Here is an 18,669-nt window from a genome sequence, read left to right as displayed (position 1 = left end):
TGTAAGGTATAACAGTGGCTACTCATCAAGCTCCCGAACGGGCGCAGCTTCTTCATCCTGAAGAATAAACAGGTCCTCAACAGATTTTTCTAGCACCCGCGCCAGTTTGATCGCTAAAAGTGCAGACGGCATAAACTTGCCGGTCTCGATCGCATTGATAGCCTGGCGGGAAACACCTACGCGCTCCGCAAGCTCCGCCTGCGTCATTCGCCTTACCGCGCGCTCAACGCGAAGTGTATTGACTAAGGTCTGGGGTTTCGCGCTCAATCGTTGCCTTGTTTAAAGTAGGCGATTACATAATAGCGGATCAGATAAGCCAGCAGGAAAGTAGCAGATACAAAGGCGATTATCGCGGCGAATGCATTTTCAATGTGGTACCCAGGCGTGAAGTAGAAATAGGCAAATACTACTAAACCGACCACAAATTGCGCATAAACGGCAAACTGGATCGATTCCAGCCGAAGGTTATAGAAGTACTCATCGGGCTCTTTGGTAAGAAGCAGCGCAACGATGCCGAATGCAAGCAAACACAGGGAAACATTGTTGAGAAGCGCATTGACTTCCCAGAAATTGGATGGATAAGGGTAAGAACCGTCCGCCCACGTTTGATCAGGCAAAAAGATCCTGTAAACATTGATCAGGCCTTCTGTGGAGGCAACACAGCAGCCGAGCAGTCCGGCAAACGCGATAAAAAGGCCAGTTGCCCGGTACCGGGCGGAGAAAAGGAGCATCATATTTCTGATTGGCTAAATGAAGAGATATGTAAAGTTTTATTTACCAAATGTAAACAAAACTTTACATTACCACCAAGCAGTTACTCAGATTTTTAATGCTACCGTCTAATATTTGACTGATTGTTCTCCTTTCGATCCTTTCAGACTAAAAGGAAAACTGACCAACAATGCATGTCAAAAATTAACAACCTGTTCGAATGCAGGTTTAGGCTGGTAATTCTGGTCGAAAAGCAGCGGGTAATCCTTTCTTCCCGGCACCGGAAAATTGTCCAGCCAGGTCGCTTTGTCGGATACATTCCAGAAAGTCACGCTGGTTAAAGTGCCTTTGTATTTGCGGAAAACATCGAAGAGCATTTTGTAATGCGCAGTTTGTTTCGCGATCATCTCTGGCGTCAATTCTCCTTTGTCCGTTTCCTTCTTCGCGCGCCTTTCGTGTTCTTTTGGGTAAACAGAAACGTCCAGCTCGGTGATCTGAACTTCCAGCCCAAGACTGGCGAACTGGGAAATGGATTTTTCCAGATCGGCGCGGGTCGGTTCATAAATAGACCAGTGTCCCTGCAAGCCGACACCGTGAACCGGTACATTTTTCGCTTTCAGTTTCTTCAAAAGCTGAAATATCTTTTCTCTTTTAGCGGCGCTTTCAGTGTTATAATCATTGTAAAATAGCTTTGCATTGGGATCAGCAGCGTGGGCGTACTCAAATGCTTTCTCGATGTAATCCTCGCCGATAATCTCATAAAATTTCGATTGCCGGTAAATGCTTTCACTGGTATCCGGCACCGCCTCATTCACCACATCCCAAACATACACCCTGCCTTTGTACCGGCCCGCGACCGCATCGATATGCTGCTTCAAGCGATCCAGCAATACCTCGCGGGTAACCTGCTTTCCTTCCTTATCCGTAAAAAACCAGCCTGGTGCCTGGCTATGCCAGCACAAATTATGGCCGCGTACTTTCAGTTTATTCTTTTCAGCAAAAGCCACAATCGCATCCGCCTGCTCCCAGGCATAGCGATCCGGCTCAGGATGAATCGGCCCCATTTTCATCGCATTTTCCGGCGTAATGCTACTGAATTGCGAAGTAATCAGTTCAGCCTCTGGACCCGTCAGGTTTCTAGGAGCTACGGCTACACCAATTGGGAAGTAGTCTTTGTAGGCTGCTTTTAAGGTTTTTTGTGCTTGCGCGTTTGTGGGGTTTGAAAGTGTAAATGCTAAGGCGATGACGCAAAGTAGCTTGTTGGTGGTTGTTGATTTTTTCATAGTTTGTTTTGTTTGAAGCTATTAGCTGTTAGCTTTTAGCTGTTGGCTTTTTGAGGGTACCGTGCTTTGTCACCCTGAGCGCAGTCGAAGGGCAGGCACAGCGCTACAAACATGTTAGATGCATTGCGCACATCCCTTCGACCGCCCGGCGGCCCTGTCCGCTCAGGGTGACAAAAGGTTGTACGGAGCTACCTAAACAACACCTGCGAAAACCCATGCAAATCGTGCCGCCAAACCGGCCAGGTATGTCCTCCGCGGTATTCACTATACTGATATTTAATCCCCAGTTCATCGTACTTCGAAAGCATGATCTTGCAGTTTTTATAAGCAATATCTTCCTCCCCACCCATCGAAATCCAGAAGTTTTTCAGATTGGTATTGATCGTCTTTGCATTGTCTTTCGCAAACTGATAATGCGGGCCTGACAATCCATCATTATTGGCAAACCAGCCCGAGCTGAAAACACCCAGCGACGAGAACATATCCGTGTTTTTGACACCCGCATACAAAGTCTGAATTCCTCCCATAGACAAGCCTGCCAGTGCGCGGTGCGCTGCGTCAGCTTGCACGCGGAAAGTACTTTCGACGAAAGGTATCGCCCCCATTTTCAGCTCGTTTTCAAATGCTTTGAGAAAACCGTCGCCTGCGCTGGCCATACTTCCCGGCCCCATCGGACTGCCCGGATTTCCGTCCATCATCACGATGATCATCGGTTTTGCTTTTCCCTCAGCGATCAGGTTATCAAGGATCAGGTTCGTTTTCCCCTGCGTTGCCCAGCCGCGCTGGTCTTCGCCGCCGCCGTGCAGCAGGTACAGCACAGGATACTTTTCGGTAGACCTATCGTAGCCCGGCGGGGTGTACACGTACATTTCGCGCCAGGTATTGCTGGCTTTCGAAAGGTATTTTTGGATGCGGATATCACCGTGCGGCACGTCGCGCATGGCATAGTAGCCGCCGCCGCGGAATGGGATTTCAATGCCGCTGGCCATTCTGCCCATACCGTAAAAAGTCTCGCTCGCCGGATCAGCCAGGGCCACACCGTCTATCAGCAGGGAATAGTAATGGAAACCTTCGCCAATGGAATCCGTGGTAACAGACCAGAAACCGGCGGTATCTTTTACCATATCATACTTTTTACCTAAATCCACCTGTACTTTCTGTGCCTGCGGTGCTTTGGTGCGGAACACGACCCGGTTATCGGGCAAAATCTGCGGGTATTGTGCATTGCGGATATTGGTAGCCGCCGGTGTGCCCAGAATGGTGTATTTCGGCAAAGAAGCTACGTTGACCGGTTTGAACAAGAACTGTGAAAACATGTACAGCCCATTTTTCCAAACCTTGAAATCATGCACGCCCGGCTCCACATAATACACGTGCGGCACATCGTGCTCGAACAGATAATCGTGCGTGCGCTTGCTGAATGTGATCAGGCGGTCATTATCACCGCAGGAAATAAAGAGCAGCTTCAATTTCTTTTTCGCCTCTTCCGGATTCGGCATCAGCTCCTCGGGCTTTTTGGTATTGGGCGCGGATGAAAACCCTCCTACCCACGCAAACTTGTCCAAATTACCCAGCCCGAAGTTCAGCGACTGGCCGCCTCCCATTGACAAGCCCGCAATGGCGCGGTGCTCACGGTCGGTGAGTACCGGATATTTTTTTTCAATAAACGGGATCAGATCATTCAGCAAATCCTTTTCAAATGTCGCGAAAGCCTCCACTTTATCCGGCGCCATAATGTTGCCCGTAGCACGGTCGTCTTTCATCGCCCGTCCATTCGGCATGACCACGATCATCGGCTCTATCTTCTTTTCGGCCAGCAGGTTGTCCAGGATCAGCTGCGGGTTTCCACCTTTCAGCCACTCTTTTTCATCTCCGCCAATACCGTGCAGCAGATACAATACCGGATATTTTTTCTTTTTGTTAAAACCTGGCGGCGTGTACACCAGCGCCTTCCGGGCATTCCCCACGGTTTTGGACTGGTAACTGACCGAATCCAGTTTTCCGGCCGGAACTCCCTCCCGAACCGTATCGTAGCCTTTCGGCATTTCCATCTTGTTCTCCTGCGCATTTCCAATGTTCACAAACATCGTTATGCACGCGACTAGCAGCAAAATTCTCTTCATCGTATTAAATTTTAGCTTTTTAGATTTGTCAGATACGGTTTGATAGGATCAATCGAGCGGACCGATCAACTCGATAAATGTGCCGTCGGGATCTTGTACCAGCACAAAATGTGCTTTCTCGCTGAGTGCTGTGGGCGTGCTGCCCAGGAACTTCACATTCTGCTTTTTCAAGCGGTCGATCACGGGGTTCAATGCCTTTACATTGATCGTGATGTACTGCATACCTGTGTCGTCCTGGATGAATTCCGGCTTTTTGTGCCCGGCCTTCTTGCCAAAGCTCATCAGCTTCCAGTCTGTGGATTCAGGCGCATTTTCAAGTTTGAGGATATTCACTTCCACAGCCTCTCCGTTGGTCAGCCCGGAACGCTTCCCAAAATCTGCATTGATCGTAAAATTTCCGGTTTTCACCATTCCGATCCCATCTACATAAAAGTCCAGCGAGCGTTTCATATCGCTCACGACAACACCTACGCCGATGGTTTTGCTGGTAAAATTGGATTGCGCGAAGGAAACGCTACCGGTAAGCAGGAATAAGAATAACAGGTAGAATGCCGATACTGTCTTTTGCATATAATCAAATGATAACTAGTTGTTTAAAATGGTAATAAGCCTGCGGATTTATTTGGAAGCCTTTTCAAACATAGGATCATTCCCACTGTATTTCAGGTATTTAAATGACGCAGCGCTGGTGGTTTTCTCTCCCGAAGAAGTCGCATACATACCGAACAAACAACCGATAAAACCGCCCGCTTCTTTGGTACTCAGGAACTTCGAGTCGAGCTTGTCTTTGAGCAGCTGCCAGGATTTGCCTTTGGAGAAATAAAAACTATAAGTCCCGCCCTCTGCCACAATGCGCAACTTCACAGGCGCAGCTCCATTCGTTAGCGGCATTTGTGTGAGCAGTTCCATTCCCTTGTCTTTCGGGTTGCTTTTATACAGCTGGATCACAGGTTTGTTTTGGTCCACCGATTTGCTGATCAGGTAAAAATGGCGCTCATCCTGGAAAATCGTCAGGCCCGCTTTTTCCTTTTCCGATTTGGCAGAGAAATTAAGTTCCGTTTCCGTAGTGCAGTACAAATGCTGCTGGCGCTTGCCGATGAAAGAGGGATTGCCCATTTCCATGATCGTTTCCGGCTTCAATTTCAGTGTCAGGCCGCTTTTCGCAGATAATGAAAACGAGCTGCTGTCAATCGTCCGCATAAAGAGCAATGCGGGATCAAGTGATTTTTCAAACGTGAGCGTGTAACTGAAATTCCCAGCTTGCGGACGTGCGCCGGGCTGCTTCACCTCGGGGAATGCAGCTTTGTACTGGTATTGGATCTCTTTGGTATCGGGATTGATAATGGGCCACTCGTCTTTCCAGGTCACAGGCGCGATGAATGTTTCTCGGCCGGTATTGTAATAGTCTCCTTCATAAGGCCTTACCGCCAGGAAGATCGCGTACGTTTTCCCATCCGGCCCGTCCACAAACTGCGCGTGACCTGCCGAAGTCACCGGGTCTTTGCGATCCTCCGGCAATCCCCTTTGGGTTAAAATCGGGTTGTTTTCGTAAGGAACATAAGGTCCCCAGACGGATTTACTGCGAAAAACCACTTCCGTATGGTTCACAGAAGTACCGCCCTCGGCTGCATAAAGATAATACCAGCCAAACCGCTTCATAATATGCGGCGCCTCGATCCAGACAGGCTTCTGACTCAGATCCACTCCCCCATTCACCAGCTGCTTCTCCTCTCCGATCACCTTCAATGTAACCGGGTCAATTTCATAAATCCGGATCGTGCGGTGACCGGAATACAACGGTTTATGGTCCGGCGCGTCGCTGTTGTAAATGATATAGGCTTTGTTATCCTCGTCAAAAAACAGAGAAGGATCAATCCCGCGAACCTGCGGAATGCGTACGGGATTGCTCCATGGACCAGCTGGATTTTTGGCAGTCACGACAAAATTACCGTCGTGATCAATGTCGGTGCAGGTCACGTAAAAGGTACCATTGTGGTAACTGATAGCAGGTGCAAAAAGTCCGCGGGTGAGCTGTTCGCCCATAAAATCCATTTGCGACGGCCGGTCAATCACATTCCCGATCTGCTTCCAGTTTTTAAGGTCTTGGCTATGAAAAACCGGAATGCCGGGAAAGTAGGAGAATGTCGAATTGACCAGGTAATAATCCTTTCCCACCTGCACTACGCTGGGATCAGGATAGAAGCCCGTCAGTATCGGATTGACCAATGTAATCGACTGCGCCGAAGCCTGATAGCCTGCCACAAGGCACAACAAGGCGAAAACAGTCCTGAGAAAAAGCCTGTACATATTATAGTAATAACAGTTTGAAAAAATCTATTGGGCTGAGAATGCGTACACTTTACCTGCCTGTGTGGGCAGATCGTACAGCAGCGTTTCTTTTAGTGTGATTGGTTCTTTACTTGCCTTCGGTGACACAACCGGAGTCGCGATCTGGTCAGTCTGATAGAATGCATTGGTATTTTCGCCGCTCGCATTTTTCAATGTGCCGCCCGCCAGTTTCAATGCATTCGGCACGCGCAGTCGCAGGTTACCGCCCAGTTTCGAGCGGATTTCCAACTTTGTCAGCTTTGCGCCGCTCCATTGCATATTGACAATCTCAAAACCGCCGCGTGCGAGCAAGCCTGTGATGCTGCCATCTTTCCATACATCGGGCAATGCTGGCAGCAAATGCACCGCGCCGTCTGCACTTTGCATCAGCATTTCGGTAATGCCTGAGGTACAGCCAAAATTTCCATCGATCTGAAAAGGCGGGTGCGCATCGAATAGGTTGTTATAAGTGCCGCCTCCGCGATTGCTCGGCGGACTTAATTGATCCTGGATCAGTTTGTAAGCATGATTTCCATCCTGCAACCGCGCCCACCAGTTCACTTTCCAGCCCATACTCCAACCCGTGGACACGTCGCCGCGGTGATTTAAAGTGGTCCGTGCTGCCGAGAAAAGTTCAGGGTTGCGGTAAGCCGAGATCTGCGAAGCCGGGAATAATCCGTACAAATGCGACACGTGACGGTGATCATCTTTGGGATCATCCACATCGTCGAGCCACTCCTGCAATTGCCCGTACTGGCCCACATGCATCGGTGGCAGCTGGCTGCGTTTTTGGCGGAGGGTATCAACAAATGCCGCATCTTTTTTCAATATCTCCGCCGCCCGGATCGCCGAAGTAAACACGTCGAATGCGATCTGGTTATCCATCGTAGTACCTGCGTCGAGGGAAGAACCTTCGTGCGCGGCAGGCGCATTTTCGGGCGAACTGCCCGGATTGGTCACCAGCCAGTGGTATTTGGGATGTTCAATCAGGTAATCGGTGTAGAACATCGCCGAACCTTTCAGGATCGGATAGATTTTGGCGAGAAAATTTTTGTCGCCTGTGTACAGGTAATGCTCCCATAAATGCTGGCTCGTCCAGCCGCCGCCCGCGATCCACATACCCCAGAAAGCGCCGTCGATTGCGCCGGTTGCGCGCCAGATATCCGTATTGTGGTGCGCCATCCAGCCCCGCGCGCCGTACATCACCCTGGCCGTTTCCCGCCCGGTTTCCGACAGTTCACTCACCATTCTCAGGAAAGGCTCGTGCAGCTCCGACAAGTTTGTCTTCTCCGCCGGCCAGTAATTCATCTGCGCATTGATGTTGATCGTGTACTTGCTATCCCAGGGCGGCATCATCTTATTGTTCCAGATCCCCTGCAAATTGGCAGGCTGCCCGCCTGGTTGCGAGCTGGAAATCAGCAGGTAACGTCCATATTGATAGTATAAGGTAACCAGCGCAGGGTCATTCGCATTCTTAAAGTTCTTCAGTCGCTCATCGATCGGCATCTTCGCCGCATCACTGGTACCCAAATCAAGCTTCACGCGGTTAAAATACTTCTGATAAGCAGCTACATGCGGCTTTAAAAGCGCATCCCACGATTTGGAATAAGCTTTTTTCAAATACCCGTCAGCCCGCGCGTTTTCATCCCCGGACACTTCGTTGTAATTCGTGAAGTTCGTGGCAAGAGAAATATAAATGGTCGCCGCATTCGCATCCCTGATCAAAAGCGAAGTATCATTCGCAGCTACACTGCCGCCTTCATTCTTAATGCGGGTAATCGTTTTGAACTTGATTACCCCTTTTACGCTCTCATGGTCCGCCGACGTACCTGCCAGCGTCAATTCCTTTGCAGGCGTAACCTTGATTTCAGGTTGCTTATGCAGTGTGGAATAGAAAGCTGAAAAATTCAGTTTTCCGGGCTTGTCGGCAGTCAATCGCATGACGATCACCTGATCGGGAAAAGAGGCCAGCACTTCGCGGGTGAATGTAACACCGTCCACTTTATAGGTCGTTTTGGCCACAGCCCGCTCAATGTCCAGCTCGCGGTAATAGTCCTGGTAATCATCCTGACCAGCGAAATGCAAGCGCAGTTCGCCCGCAGGCTGGAACATCTGTCCGTGCGACTTTTTAGTGATAATGGCCTGGTTAGCCAGCTTTTCGGCCTCTTTCTGTTTTCCTTCAAAAATCAGCTTCCGGATCTCCGGCAATGCAGCCAGCGCCGCCGGGTTATCGTTCCTGTTTGGTCCGCCCGACCACAATGTACCTTCATTGAGCTGGATCCTTTCTTCCGCCACATTGCCGTACACCATTCCCCCCAGCCGACCATTGCCCACCGGCAATGCATTTTCCCAGGTTTTGCCGGAAGGTGTGTTGTACCAAAGTTTTAAAGACTTATCCTGAGAAAAAGCAGGACAAGCAATGATCAGCAAAAAGATAAAAAAGGCACTCAACTTCATAAAACGAAAATCAGATTTTAACACTCTTACCCGAAGCAACCGACTTGTAAATCGCCTCAACTACGCGGATATCGCGCAACCCCTCCTCACCCGGCGCGATCAGGTCGGTATTGTTCATGATCGCCATACAATCCTCGTCCATTTGTTTCGCCTGCTGACTTTTGATCGGGAAATTGATGATGGTACCATCCGACATACTGCCTTTATTGCCATTATACCCCGACTGAGGTTCCAGTTTCAGCCAGCCTTTTTCGTAATTGACCTGCAGATAATTCATATTGATACCAAAGCTCGTCTGGCAGGAAGCCCGCGCACCGCTCGGGAAATCGAGCATAAACATCATCGTCTCTTCCACTTCCTTATAGATCTCCGGCCGCGTGGTGGAAGCCTGTGCAATTACGCTGATCGGCTCCTCGCCCGTTGCTAGTCTCGCGCCCTGCAATGCATACACGCCCATATCCCCCATTACGCCGCCACCCAGTGCCTTTTTCTGCTTCCAGTGATCGGTACGCGCGTCAAAATAACCCGCAGCGCTGTTCACCATTTTCACTTTACCGAACTTCTGGTCTTTGGCCACTTTCATGTAAGCCTGGATATTAGGGTCGTGCTGACAGCGGTAGCCGATCGCCAGCTTCACTTTGTTGGCTTTACAGGCAGCGATCATCGCCTCGCAATCTGCCACTGAAGGTGCCATTGGTTTTTCGCAAAACACGTGTTTCCCTGCTTTGGCGGCCCGCACCACAAACTCGCGGTGCATGGAAGGCGGCAGTACCACGTATACAATATCGATATCCGGATTGTCGGCAATCTTGTCGAAGTTCTGGTAGTTGTAAATGTTCTTTTCGGGAATGTTGTACTTGGTTTTCCAGGTTTCCGCTTTCGCAGGTGTTCCTGTGACTATCCCGGCGAGGTAGCATTTCTCCGTCATTTGCAGCGCAGGCGCCAGCAGGTCGGTGCTGTAATAGCCCAGCCCCACGAGTGCAATGCCGAGTTTATCTTTTTTTGGATTGGTAGAAGCAAAAAGCGGGTTTCCGGAAAAAAGGGTAGCCGCTCCGGCTAGTGACAATGTGGAGAGAAATTCACGTCTTTCAATTTGCATAGCAGATGGTGAGTTATTAAGGTTCTATGGTTTGGATCGATCCATTTTTATCACGAAGCAGTTCCCGCACTTTGATGTTCCGCAAATGCGTTTTGCCGGATAATGCAGCGTCATGATAGAAAATATACCATTTATCTTTGAATTCAATGATAGAATGGTGCGTAGTCCAACCTTCTACTGGTTTCATGATCACACCTTTGTAAATAAATGGTCCGTAAGGCGTGCTGCCTTCGGCATAGCACAGCAAATGCGTGTCGCCCGTGGAGTATGAAAAATAGTATTTACCATTGAACTTGTGCATCCACGCGCCCTCAAAAAAGCGCCGGTTGTTGTCGCCCGCCAGCAGCGGCTTTCCCTCTTCATCCAGGATCTGCACATCACGCAGCGGCTCTTCAAACGTGAGCATATCCTTGCTCATTTTCGCCACCTTGGCACTTAACGCAGGCTCATTCTCGTGCCCTTTGCCCAGATCAGTCGACAAACTCTTATCATATTTTCCAGTGTGCCAGCGTTGCAGCTGTCCACCCCAGATCCCGCCGAGGTACATATAGGAAGTGCCGTCGGTATCAGTAAAAAGCGCGGGATCAATGCTGTAACTGCCGGGAATCGGCTCTGGTTGTGCTTTGAACGGACCGGTAGGCGACTTGCTCGTTGCTACGCCGATCTTGAAAACATCCAGTTTGTCTTTGGCAGGAAAATACAGGTAGTAAGTCCCGTTTTTAAATGCAGCATCCGGCGCCCACAGCTGGCGGCCTGCCCAGGGAATATCCTTTACATCGAGTGCTACGCCGTGATCCGTTACTTTTCCTGTCGGACTGTCCATAGAATAAACGTGGTAATCGCGCATGTTGAAATGCCCGCCTTCATCATCCTGCGGCACATTCGCCTCAATGTCGTGAGAGGGATAGATGTAGATCTTTCCATTGAAAACATGTGCGGAAGGATCGGCCGTGTAGAGGTCTGTTACCAGCGGCTTGATCGCGGCAGCTTTTTGCGCGTCTGCGGGGTTCAGATACGCGCCGGAAAGCAGCAAACCGAGCGTCAGAGATTTCTTAAATACTTTATTTGTCAAAATGACAATATATTTTTCAGCCATAGTACTTCTATTATCAGGATTAAAAACCCATCATTTTTCCGATATTATTTTTTAATTTATCAATGAGCAAATGTAGGTTTTCGTTGCTTTATTGTTGAATACATTTGTTGAAAGTAATGTCACAAATGTTCAAAAAAGGTCATTACGCCTTGATTTAGGCCATAAAATATACAGTGCCATGTCAAAATTTTACGCATGTATCCTCATTTCTGTCGCTGCCTTCCTGCTTTCATTGGTACGGGTAAATGCAATTGATCCGCAGCTCAATTTCACTGCGCTCACTTCTGCAGATGGTTTGTCCTCCAATACCGTACACGCTATTTTGAAGGACCGCCACGGGCTGCTCTGGTTTGGTACCGATGACGGGCTAAACAAATATGACGGAACAGAATTCACTGTTTACCGCAACGAAAGCACGAATCCGGCCAGCATTGCTTCCAATGATATTACCTCGCTGCACGAAGACCGGGCCGGACGTATCTGGGTCGGCACGATCCAGGGTGCACTGAATTTATACGACCGTAAAAAAGATGCTTTCAAACGCGTTTGTGTCAACGAAAGTGTCTCTGCTATCACGAGCGATCCAACCGGCAAATTGTGGGTAGGTACCATTGAAGGGCTGGTGTGGGTGGATCCGGTTACCTTTAAACTGACGCGGATGAGCCAGCGCGCAAATGCGCCTGTCGAGATCAGAAATCAGTTGATTTTGAGCTTTTACGAAGATAAGGCGGGACAAATGTGGATTGGTACCCTGAATGGTTTATTCATTTATAATCCCAAAAAAGACCGCTTCCGTAAAATCTCCTATGCGCCAGGCAGCCACAGCCAGGTTAAGACGATCCGGGGTGACCAGTTCGGGAATATCTGGGTGGGTACATTCAATGGTTTGTACAAACTGACCGCAGCAGGTAACCTGCTTCAAACATTCAGATACCAGGCGGATAACGAGCAGACAATCAGCAGCAATATGATTTACGCCGTGGTGGCGGAAGGTCCGCAGGCACTGCTGATCTGTACCGATGGCGGACTGAATGTGATGAACATTAAAAGCGGAAAAATCACCCGGTACGCGCCTGATGCGCGCAATCCTTACAGCCTCACCAACAAGTCTGTACGAAGCATTCTCATTGATGACCGGGGCATTTTCTGGCTGGGGACTTACAAGGGCGGCGTTAATAAATTTGATAAAAACCTGACAATTTTCGGGCTGAAAAAGTCTGATACCTATGATCCCTACGGATTGAGCGCGCCTTTTGTGACTTCCTTTGCAGAGAACACCAATGGCGATTTGTTTGTCGGTACCGATGGCGGCGGATTGAATCTTTATCACCGGAAAACGAACCTGTTCACAAAAGTCCCGCTGTCGCCTAAAAGCAAATTGGCTACGTCGGGCCTGGCGGTACTTTCGCTTAAAATGACGGGAGAAAATTTATGGATCGGCACTTTCCAGGACGGACTTTTCCAGCTGGACGTCGCCACGGGAAAGTACCAGCAGTTTACCCAGACAGCCAGCAAATCATCACTGGGCAACAATGATATCTTTTGCCTCGCCACTGACCGCAAGGGAAAGCTCTGGATCGGGACAAATGGCGGTGGAGTAAATGAATTTGACCCGCAGACCGGAGAATTTGTCAGGCATTTTGATGAGAATATCGCGGTGACCAGGCGAGTTATTCCGCTTAACGGATACATCCGGGATATTCTGGAAGATAAAAACGGCAAGCTGTGGATTGGCTCTCACGGCACGGGACTGGTCATTTACGATCCTGAACAACGCAAGTCCATTCATTTTGACAAACTCAACAGCGCATTGCCAGGGAATAATGTGCTGTCGATTTTTGAAGACAGCAAAGGGAATATCTGGGTTGGTACAGGCGGCGAAGGTTTGGCAAAATACAATCCAGGCAACCGGAGCTTCTCGGTTTTCGGTCAAAAAGAAGGACTGATCAGCGGTGTGATCAACAAGATCCTGGAAGATGCGCAGGGGCGGATCTGGGTGAGTACGAACCACGGGCTGAGCTACCTGGACATGGCGACGAAACGGTTTGTTAACTATACACAACACAATGGTTTGCAGGATAATACATTCGTCCTGGGCGCGGGGATCCGGACGCGCGACAATTTGTTGTACTTCGGCGGGATACGCGGCTTCAACTACCTGGATACCCGTTTGCTCCGGCAAAACAACAACCCCATTCCAGTGGTTTTGAAAGTGCTGCGGGTCGGCAACAAATCCATTACACCTGCTGATTCCAACATTCTCACCGAACACATTTCAGTAGCCAAATCCATTCATCTGGACTACAAACAAAATTTTACCCTCACCTACGCCGCGCTGAATTATTCCGACGCTTCGCAAACCATGTACCGCTACCGGCTGAATGGGTTTGACGACGAGTGGCACTACGCAGGTTATGCCAAAACCGCGGGATACACCAATCTGAATCCGGGCACCTACCAGTTTGAAGTACAGGCCAAGAACCAGAATGGCGCTTGGAACACACCGGGTACATCAGTGCAAATCGTGGTGGAGCCGCCGTTTTACATGACCATTTACGCCTACTTCTTCTATGCATTTGCGCTGTTCGGTCTGGTGTTGTTCATGCGGCACCGCGGTATCCGGAAATTGGAAAAGAAATTCAGGCAGGAAGAATTGGAGACGGAAGCGAGACGAAAAAGGGAGCTGGATGAAATGAAGATCAAGTTCCTGACCAACCTGAGCCACGAATTCAGGACACCGATCTCACTCATTCTTGCGCCGCTGGATCAATTGGTAAACCGTGGTTCGGACACCGGGAATATCCCACATTTACAGGGGATCAAACGCAATGCAAAGCGGCTGCTCAACCTGGTCGACCAGCTGCTTGATTTCAAAAATCTGCAACAACACGAATCACAACTTGAAACCGCGCCGGGTGAGATCATTTCCTTTGTTTGCGAAACTGCGGAATCATTTCAGTATCTGTCGCAGGTGAAGGCAATTGACTTTGTGGTAGCGCGCGAGATTGAAAGTCTGCAAATGGATTTTGACGCCAACAAGATCGAGCGCATTGTTCTCAATCTGCTGTCGAATGCATTTAAACACACTCCCCGCGGAGGTACCGTAACACTTTCCCTCTCGCAGCACGAAAGAGGCGGCTGGGATAAGTGGCTCTGCATCAGCATCAAAGATACCGGCGTAGGCATTCCGGGCGACAAGCTTGAAAAGATATTTGAACGATTTTATAAAAATGATTCATCCTCGGTACTGAACCAGGGCAGCGGGATTGGCCTGTCCATTGTCAGGGAATTTGTGCAAATGCATGGCGGGTTTATCAAAGTCGAGAGTACACCCGGCCAGGGAAGCACATTCACGGTGGAGCTGCCCTGCAAAAACACGGTCATACCTGCAACAGGTGAGATCACTGCGCCTGCCATTACGAATGTAGATCTGCCGGATAGTACAACTTCAATTATAGCTCCGGAGACGCCAAAAACCCTGCCGGACCAACCTGCCGACATTCTGATTATCGAAGACAATGATGAATTCAGGGATTATCTGAAAAGCAACCTGGAAGTGAATTACAAGATCATTGAGGCTGCAAATGGACTGGAAGGCTGGCAAAAAACGCTGGCGCAGCATCCGCAAATCGTTATTAGTGACATTGCCATGCCCGAAATGGACGGGATCGAACTGAGCCGGAAGATCAAATCTGACAAACGTACCGCCCACATCCCCGTGATCCTGCTCACCGCTTCCACCGGCGAAGAGCACGAACTGCGCGGATTGAGCTCCGGCGCCAACGATTACCTTACCAAGCCTTTCAACTTCGATATATTGAATGCAAAGATCAACAACCTGCTCCTGCTCAATAGACTTTTGAAAAGTACTTATTCCAAACAGATCGACATCTCCAAGCCGGAGCCCGAGATTGTTTCAGGGACTGAAAAACTGATGAAAAACATCCTGACTTACATTGATGAGAACCTGACCAACAGTGCTGAGCTCAGTGTAGAAAAAATGAGCAAACAACTCGGCATGAGCCGGGGTACATTGTACAGCAAGCTCCTGGAAATGACGGGACAAACGCCCATTGAATTTATCAAAACCATCAAGCTTGAAAAGGCTGCATTGCTGGCCGAAAAGAGCGACCTCAACGTTTCCCAGATTTCGTACGCCGCCGGATTTGCCTCCCCCAATTATTTCACCAAGTCTTTCAAGCTCAAATTCGGAATGCTGCCCTCGGAATACATTCATTTAAAGCGAAAACCGCTGCCAGCGACCTCCCCGGATTCAGCAATTTTGTGAGAATTACTATAACAAATGTTCAATTTGATCAACTTATAGTGACATAGGTTAAGTGTGGGGTTGACATTTCATTGAAATCGTACAACCTTTGACTAATACAAGTTTTTGTTCTTTTAGTCCATATCTATTATCCTATGAGAAAGAATGTACAATCGTGTTTAAAGAAAGGCAGGCTGTGGATGGTATTCATGCTGTGCGTAACTGCATCCGTGAACCTTACATTTGCCCGTGCAGCCGAAAAGCAGGTCACAGGCCGGGTTACCTCCGAAGACGGTGAAGCCCTGCCGGGTGTGAACGTGACGTTGAAGGGTTCGAATGTGGGTACCAGCACAAATGCAAGCGGTGAGTATTCCATACAAGTGCCTTCCGAGAGCAGCGTGTTGGTTTACAGCTTTATCGGTTATGGCAAACAGGAAATCGAGGTGGGTTCCAAAACCCGCATTGATGTAAAGCTGGCCACCGAAAACCAGGCATTGGAAGAAATGGTCGTGATCGGCTATGGTAGCCAGAAAAAATCGTCGCTTACCGGCGCAGTATCGTCAGTTTCGCCCAAAGAACTGACGGCGCTTCCTGTGGTAAGTGCCGAACAAGCATTGCAGGGCCGCGTGCCGGGGGTGCGTGTGGTCAACAACGGTAGCCCAGGCCAGACGCCGATCGTGCGCATTCGGGGTATCGGTTCCATTAATTATGCTTCCGGGCCGTTGTATGTGATCGACGGGATCCCTTCCGGTGACCTCAACAACCTTGACCCGAAAGATATTGAGTCGCTCGAAGTGCTGAAAGATGCGAGCTCGGCGGCCATTTACGGTTCACGCGCTTCCAACGGGGTCATTATTATTACAACCAAAAAAGGTTCTCAGGACGGAAAGCTGCACGTGAATGTCGATACCTATTTTGGTACACAATCAGCGTGGAAGAAGCTGGACCTGCTCAACACCGATCAATACATCCAGTATGCGACGGCTTTGCTCGGAAATGCTGGTATCGCGATGCCAGGCCGTCTTTCGGATCTCAACAAACCTATCTACGAAGGTGCAACGCAAACTTTCGCGCAAACGCACACAGACTGGCAGGACGTACTTTTCAGAAACGCGCCCATTCAGCAGCACCAGTTTTCGGTGAGCGGCGGTAACAGCGTTTCGAGGTTCTTCACATCTGCAGGCTATTTTGATCAGGAAGGTATTTTGGTGGGTACCAATTACAAACGCGCCAACTTCCGCATCAACTCCGACCATCAGATAACCAAATTCCTTAAAATCGGGCAGACGCTTACTTTTTCCTATGATAAGAGTCGCGGCGAACAGGGATTTGGCGGCGGACGCACACTGGTAATGCAGGCGATCCGTAACCTGCCTTACTGGCCGGTAACCGACCCAACGAAAGCTGGCGGGTACAGCTCTCCTACTTCGGCCGACGGAAGTGACCCGGATAACCCGCTTCGCATTGCCGAAATGGACATTACACGCAACCAGCGCATTAAATTACTTGGATCGTTGTTCGCCGAGTTGAACATTACCAGTTTTTTACGGTACCGTTTCAGTTTCGGGGCTGACGTGGTGAGCGCATTGTCGAACGAACAGTTCCCGATCTACAACGACGGCTACAAGTCACGGACGCAGTTTGAAATCCGGAACGGGCGCACCTCCTACTTCTCGCCGGTGATTACCAACCAGCTGACTTTTGATAAAACTTTTGGCAAACATCAGTTGAATATCACAGCGATCGTCGATAAGCAGACTTTCCGCACCAATACCGTCAACGGATCGGGTTACCGGCCGAACAACGACATTGACCAGATGCAGGGCGTTTCCAATCCGAGTGCGAGCAGCTCGCTGGACGAAAGTGCGCTTATCTCCTACGTGGGCCGCTTGAATTACGAGTATGCCAGCAAATACCTCCTGAGCGCATCGGTGCGTCGCGATGGTTCTTCCCGGTTTGCGCCAGGCAATAAGTGGGGTACTTTCCCGTCTGTGTCACTGGGCTGGCGGATCAGCGAAGAGGAGTTCCTGAAATCGGTTCCGGCCATTTCTGAATTGAAGATCCGCGCGAGCTACGGACAGACCGGTTTCAATGGAATCGGCAGCTATGCCTGGCAATCGCTGGTGCAGGCGGATAATTCCAACTACTACTTCGGCGGAAACAAGCTGCTCGGATCGTATTTCAGCGCACTTGGTAACACCGAGCTGAAATGGGAAAGCACTGCGATGACCAACCTGGGTATTGACCTGGCTTTGTTCAACAACAGCATTACATTCACCGCAGAGCGCTACAACCGCAACACCGACGGGCTCTTGCTCGAAGTGCCGATCCCCAACTCTCTCGGGTATTCTTCATCCCCATTGTCCAACATTGGTAAAATGAAGAACTGGGGTTATGAATTCCAGTTGGGTTACAACAAAAATGACGGCGATTTTAAATGGAATGCTTCTGTAAATCTGGATATTACCAGAAATAAAGTAGTCAGTCTTGCCACGGAAAGCGCCACGATCTTTTCGGGAAAAAATGACGATTTCGGCGGTTTTGATATTACAAAGACAGAAGCAGGCCACCCTATCCAGTCATTCTATGGATGGAAAGTGGACGGTATCTTCCAGAACCAGGGCGAAATCGACGCAGCCAATGCGCTGGACGGAAACGATCAGACCAAATACCAGTCAGCTGCTGCACCGGGTGATATCCGGTTCAAGGATATTAACGGCGACGGAGTGATCGACGGCAGTGACCGCGAGTACCTCGGCAGCTTTATTCCGAAGTTCAGCTACGGCGGCAATTTAGGCGGAAGCTACAAGGGATTTGACTTTACATTGTACCTGCAGGGTGTTCAGGGTAATAAAATTTACAATGGTACCAAAGTGATCGAGCAGGGAATGCTGCGGTTGTTCAATGCAGGAACCGACGTACTGAATGCCTGGACACCGCAGAATACCGATACCGACGTACCTCGCGCAGTAAGTGGCGACCCAAACAACAACAGCAAAACCAGCGACCGCTTCATTGAAAACGGTTCTTATATGCGGATCAAGAATTTCAGCATCGGCTACACCATTCCTTCAAAAGGACTGTCTGCGCTGACGCGGAATACCATCACAAGAGCACGTGTATATGTGTCGGCGACCAACCTGCTTACTTTCACCAAGTACTCCGGACTTGACCCTGAAATCGGCGCCAATGGATCATCCACGGCAACCGGCACGCAGCTGATCAACGGCATTGACTACGGCATGTACCCGCAGCCAAGAACCTTGCAGGTAGGACTAAGTTTTGGCTTTTAATCACTTTTGAAA

The 18,669-nt window shown here is 49.5% G+C and carries 11 protein-coding genes; 2 read left to right on the top strand and 9 right to left on the bottom strand.

The features are described from left to right. Positions 1-18: 18 nt before the first annotated feature. From AC1XTG_RS21485 to AC1XTG_RS21445, 9 genes are all read right to left on the bottom strand, one after another. A complete protein-coding gene (locus AC1XTG_RS21485) occupies positions 19-267 on the bottom strand; it encodes a helix-turn-helix transcriptional regulator (protein WP_484843388.1) in 249 nt (82 codons plus the stop codon). After that, the gene (locus tag AC1XTG_RS21480) at positions 264-734 is read right to left on the bottom strand and encodes a hypothetical protein (RefSeq protein ID WP_484843387.1); all 471 of its coding nucleotides are present in this window, start codon (positions 732-734) and stop codon (positions 264-266) included. The genes AC1XTG_RS21485 and AC1XTG_RS21480 overlap by 4 nt, the downstream gene beginning before the upstream one ends. Positions 735-908: 174 nt before the next feature. Beyond that, entirely contained in the window at positions 909-1,994 is a 1,086-nt protein-coding gene (locus tag AC1XTG_RS21475; protein WP_056283631.1) for an endo-1,4-beta-xylanase, read from the bottom strand. A gap of 188 nt (positions 1,995-2,182) precedes the next feature. Continuing rightward, positions 2,183-4,117 (bottom strand): alpha/beta hydrolase-fold protein, encoded by a 1,935-nt coding sequence (locus AC1XTG_RS21470; protein ID WP_484843386.1) that lies wholly within the window; start codon positions 4,115-4,117, stop codon positions 2,183-2,185. Between the two features lie 48 nt (positions 4,118-4,165). Then, the gene (locus AC1XTG_RS21465) at positions 4,166-4,687 is read right to left on the bottom strand and encodes a VOC family protein (protein WP_056283637.1); all 522 of its coding nucleotides are present in this window, start codon (positions 4,685-4,687) and stop codon (positions 4,166-4,168) included. A 48-nt stretch (positions 4,688-4,735) separates the two neighbouring features. Beyond that, on the bottom strand, positions 4,736-6,424 hold the full coding sequence (locus AC1XTG_RS21460; RefSeq protein WP_484843385.1) for a glycoside hydrolase family 43 protein: 1,689 nt from the start codon (positions 6,422-6,424) through the stop codon (positions 4,736-4,738). A gap of 27 nt (positions 6,425-6,451) precedes the next feature. Continuing rightward, complete coding sequence (locus AC1XTG_RS21455) at positions 6,452-8,902, bottom strand: glycoside hydrolase family 95 protein (RefSeq protein WP_484843384.1); 2,451 nt, start codon at positions 8,900-8,902, stop codon at positions 6,452-6,454. Positions 8,903-8,912: 10 nt separating this feature from the next. Further along, positions 8,913-10,001 carry a Gfo/Idh/MocA family protein gene (locus AC1XTG_RS21450; RefSeq protein WP_056283646.1) on the bottom strand — a complete coding sequence of 363 codons (1,089 nt, stop codon included), beginning with the start codon at positions 9,999-10,001 and terminating at the stop codon, positions 8,913-8,915. A gap of 16 nt (positions 10,002-10,017) precedes the next feature. Continuing rightward, complete coding sequence (locus AC1XTG_RS21445) at positions 10,018-11,097, bottom strand: glycoside hydrolase family 43 protein (RefSeq protein ID WP_082489164.1); 1,080 nt, start codon at positions 11,095-11,097, stop codon at positions 10,018-10,020. 178 nt (positions 11,098-11,275) lie between these two features. Here AC1XTG_RS21445 and AC1XTG_RS21440 point away from each other — a divergent pair, with 178 nt between their 5' ends. Both AC1XTG_RS21440 and AC1XTG_RS21435 read left to right on the top strand, forming a co-directional pair. Further along, positions 11,276-15,385 (top strand): hybrid sensor histidine kinase/response regulator transcription factor, encoded by a 4,110-nt coding sequence (locus tag AC1XTG_RS21440; protein WP_484843383.1) that lies wholly within the window; start codon positions 11,276-11,278, stop codon positions 15,383-15,385. A 134-nt stretch (positions 15,386-15,519) separates the two neighbouring features. Continuing rightward, positions 15,520-18,657, top strand: coding sequence for a SusC/RagA family TonB-linked outer membrane protein (locus AC1XTG_RS21435; RefSeq protein ID WP_484843382.1), 3,138 nt, complete (start codon positions 15,520-15,522; stop codon positions 18,655-18,657). Positions 18,658-18,669 lie beyond the last annotated feature (12 nt).

This window comes from Dyadobacter sp. HNCC25DJ183 (genome assembly GCF_056895175.1).
Note: the sequence above shows the minus strand (reverse complement) of the source record. Positions and strands in the feature narration are given on the sequence as shown.

Bases quoted from the DNA above. Each gene is read 5' to 3' on its own strand.
- AC1XTG_RS21480 (WP_484843387.1), bottom strand. From the start codon at position 734: ATGATGCTCCTTTTCTCCGCCCGGTACCGGGCAACTGGCCTTTTTATC.
- AC1XTG_RS21475 (WP_056283631.1), bottom strand. From the start codon at position 1,994: ATGAAAAAATCAACAACCACCAACAAGCTACTTTGCGTCATCGCCTTA.
- AC1XTG_RS21470 (WP_484843386.1), bottom strand. From the start codon at position 4,117: ATGAAGAGAATTTTGCTGCTAGTCGCGTGCATAACGATGTTTGTGAAC.
- AC1XTG_RS21465 (WP_056283637.1), bottom strand. From the start codon at position 4,687: ATGCAAAAGACAGTATCGGCATTCTACCTGTTATTCTTATTCCTGCTT.
- AC1XTG_RS21460 (WP_484843385.1), bottom strand. From the start codon at position 6,424: ATGTACAGGCTTTTTCTCAGGACTGTTTTCGCCTTGTTGTGCCTTGTG.
- AC1XTG_RS21455 (WP_484843384.1), bottom strand. From the start codon at position 8,902: ATGAAGTTGAGTGCCTTTTTTATCTTTTTGCTGATCATTGCTTGTCCT.
- AC1XTG_RS21450 (WP_056283646.1), bottom strand. From the start codon at position 10,001: ATGCAAATTGAAAGACGTGAATTTCTCTCCACATTGTCACTAGCCGGA.
- AC1XTG_RS21445 (WP_082489164.1), bottom strand. From the start codon at position 11,097: ATGGCTGAAAAATATATTGTCATTTTGACAAATAAAGTATTTAAGAAA.
- AC1XTG_RS21440 (WP_484843383.1), top strand. From the start codon at position 11,276: ATGTCAAAATTTTACGCATGTATCCTCATTTCTGTCGCTGCCTTCCTG.
- AC1XTG_RS21435 (WP_484843382.1), top strand. From the start codon at position 15,520: ATGAGAAAGAATGTACAATCGTGTTTAAAGAAAGGCAGGCTGTGGATG.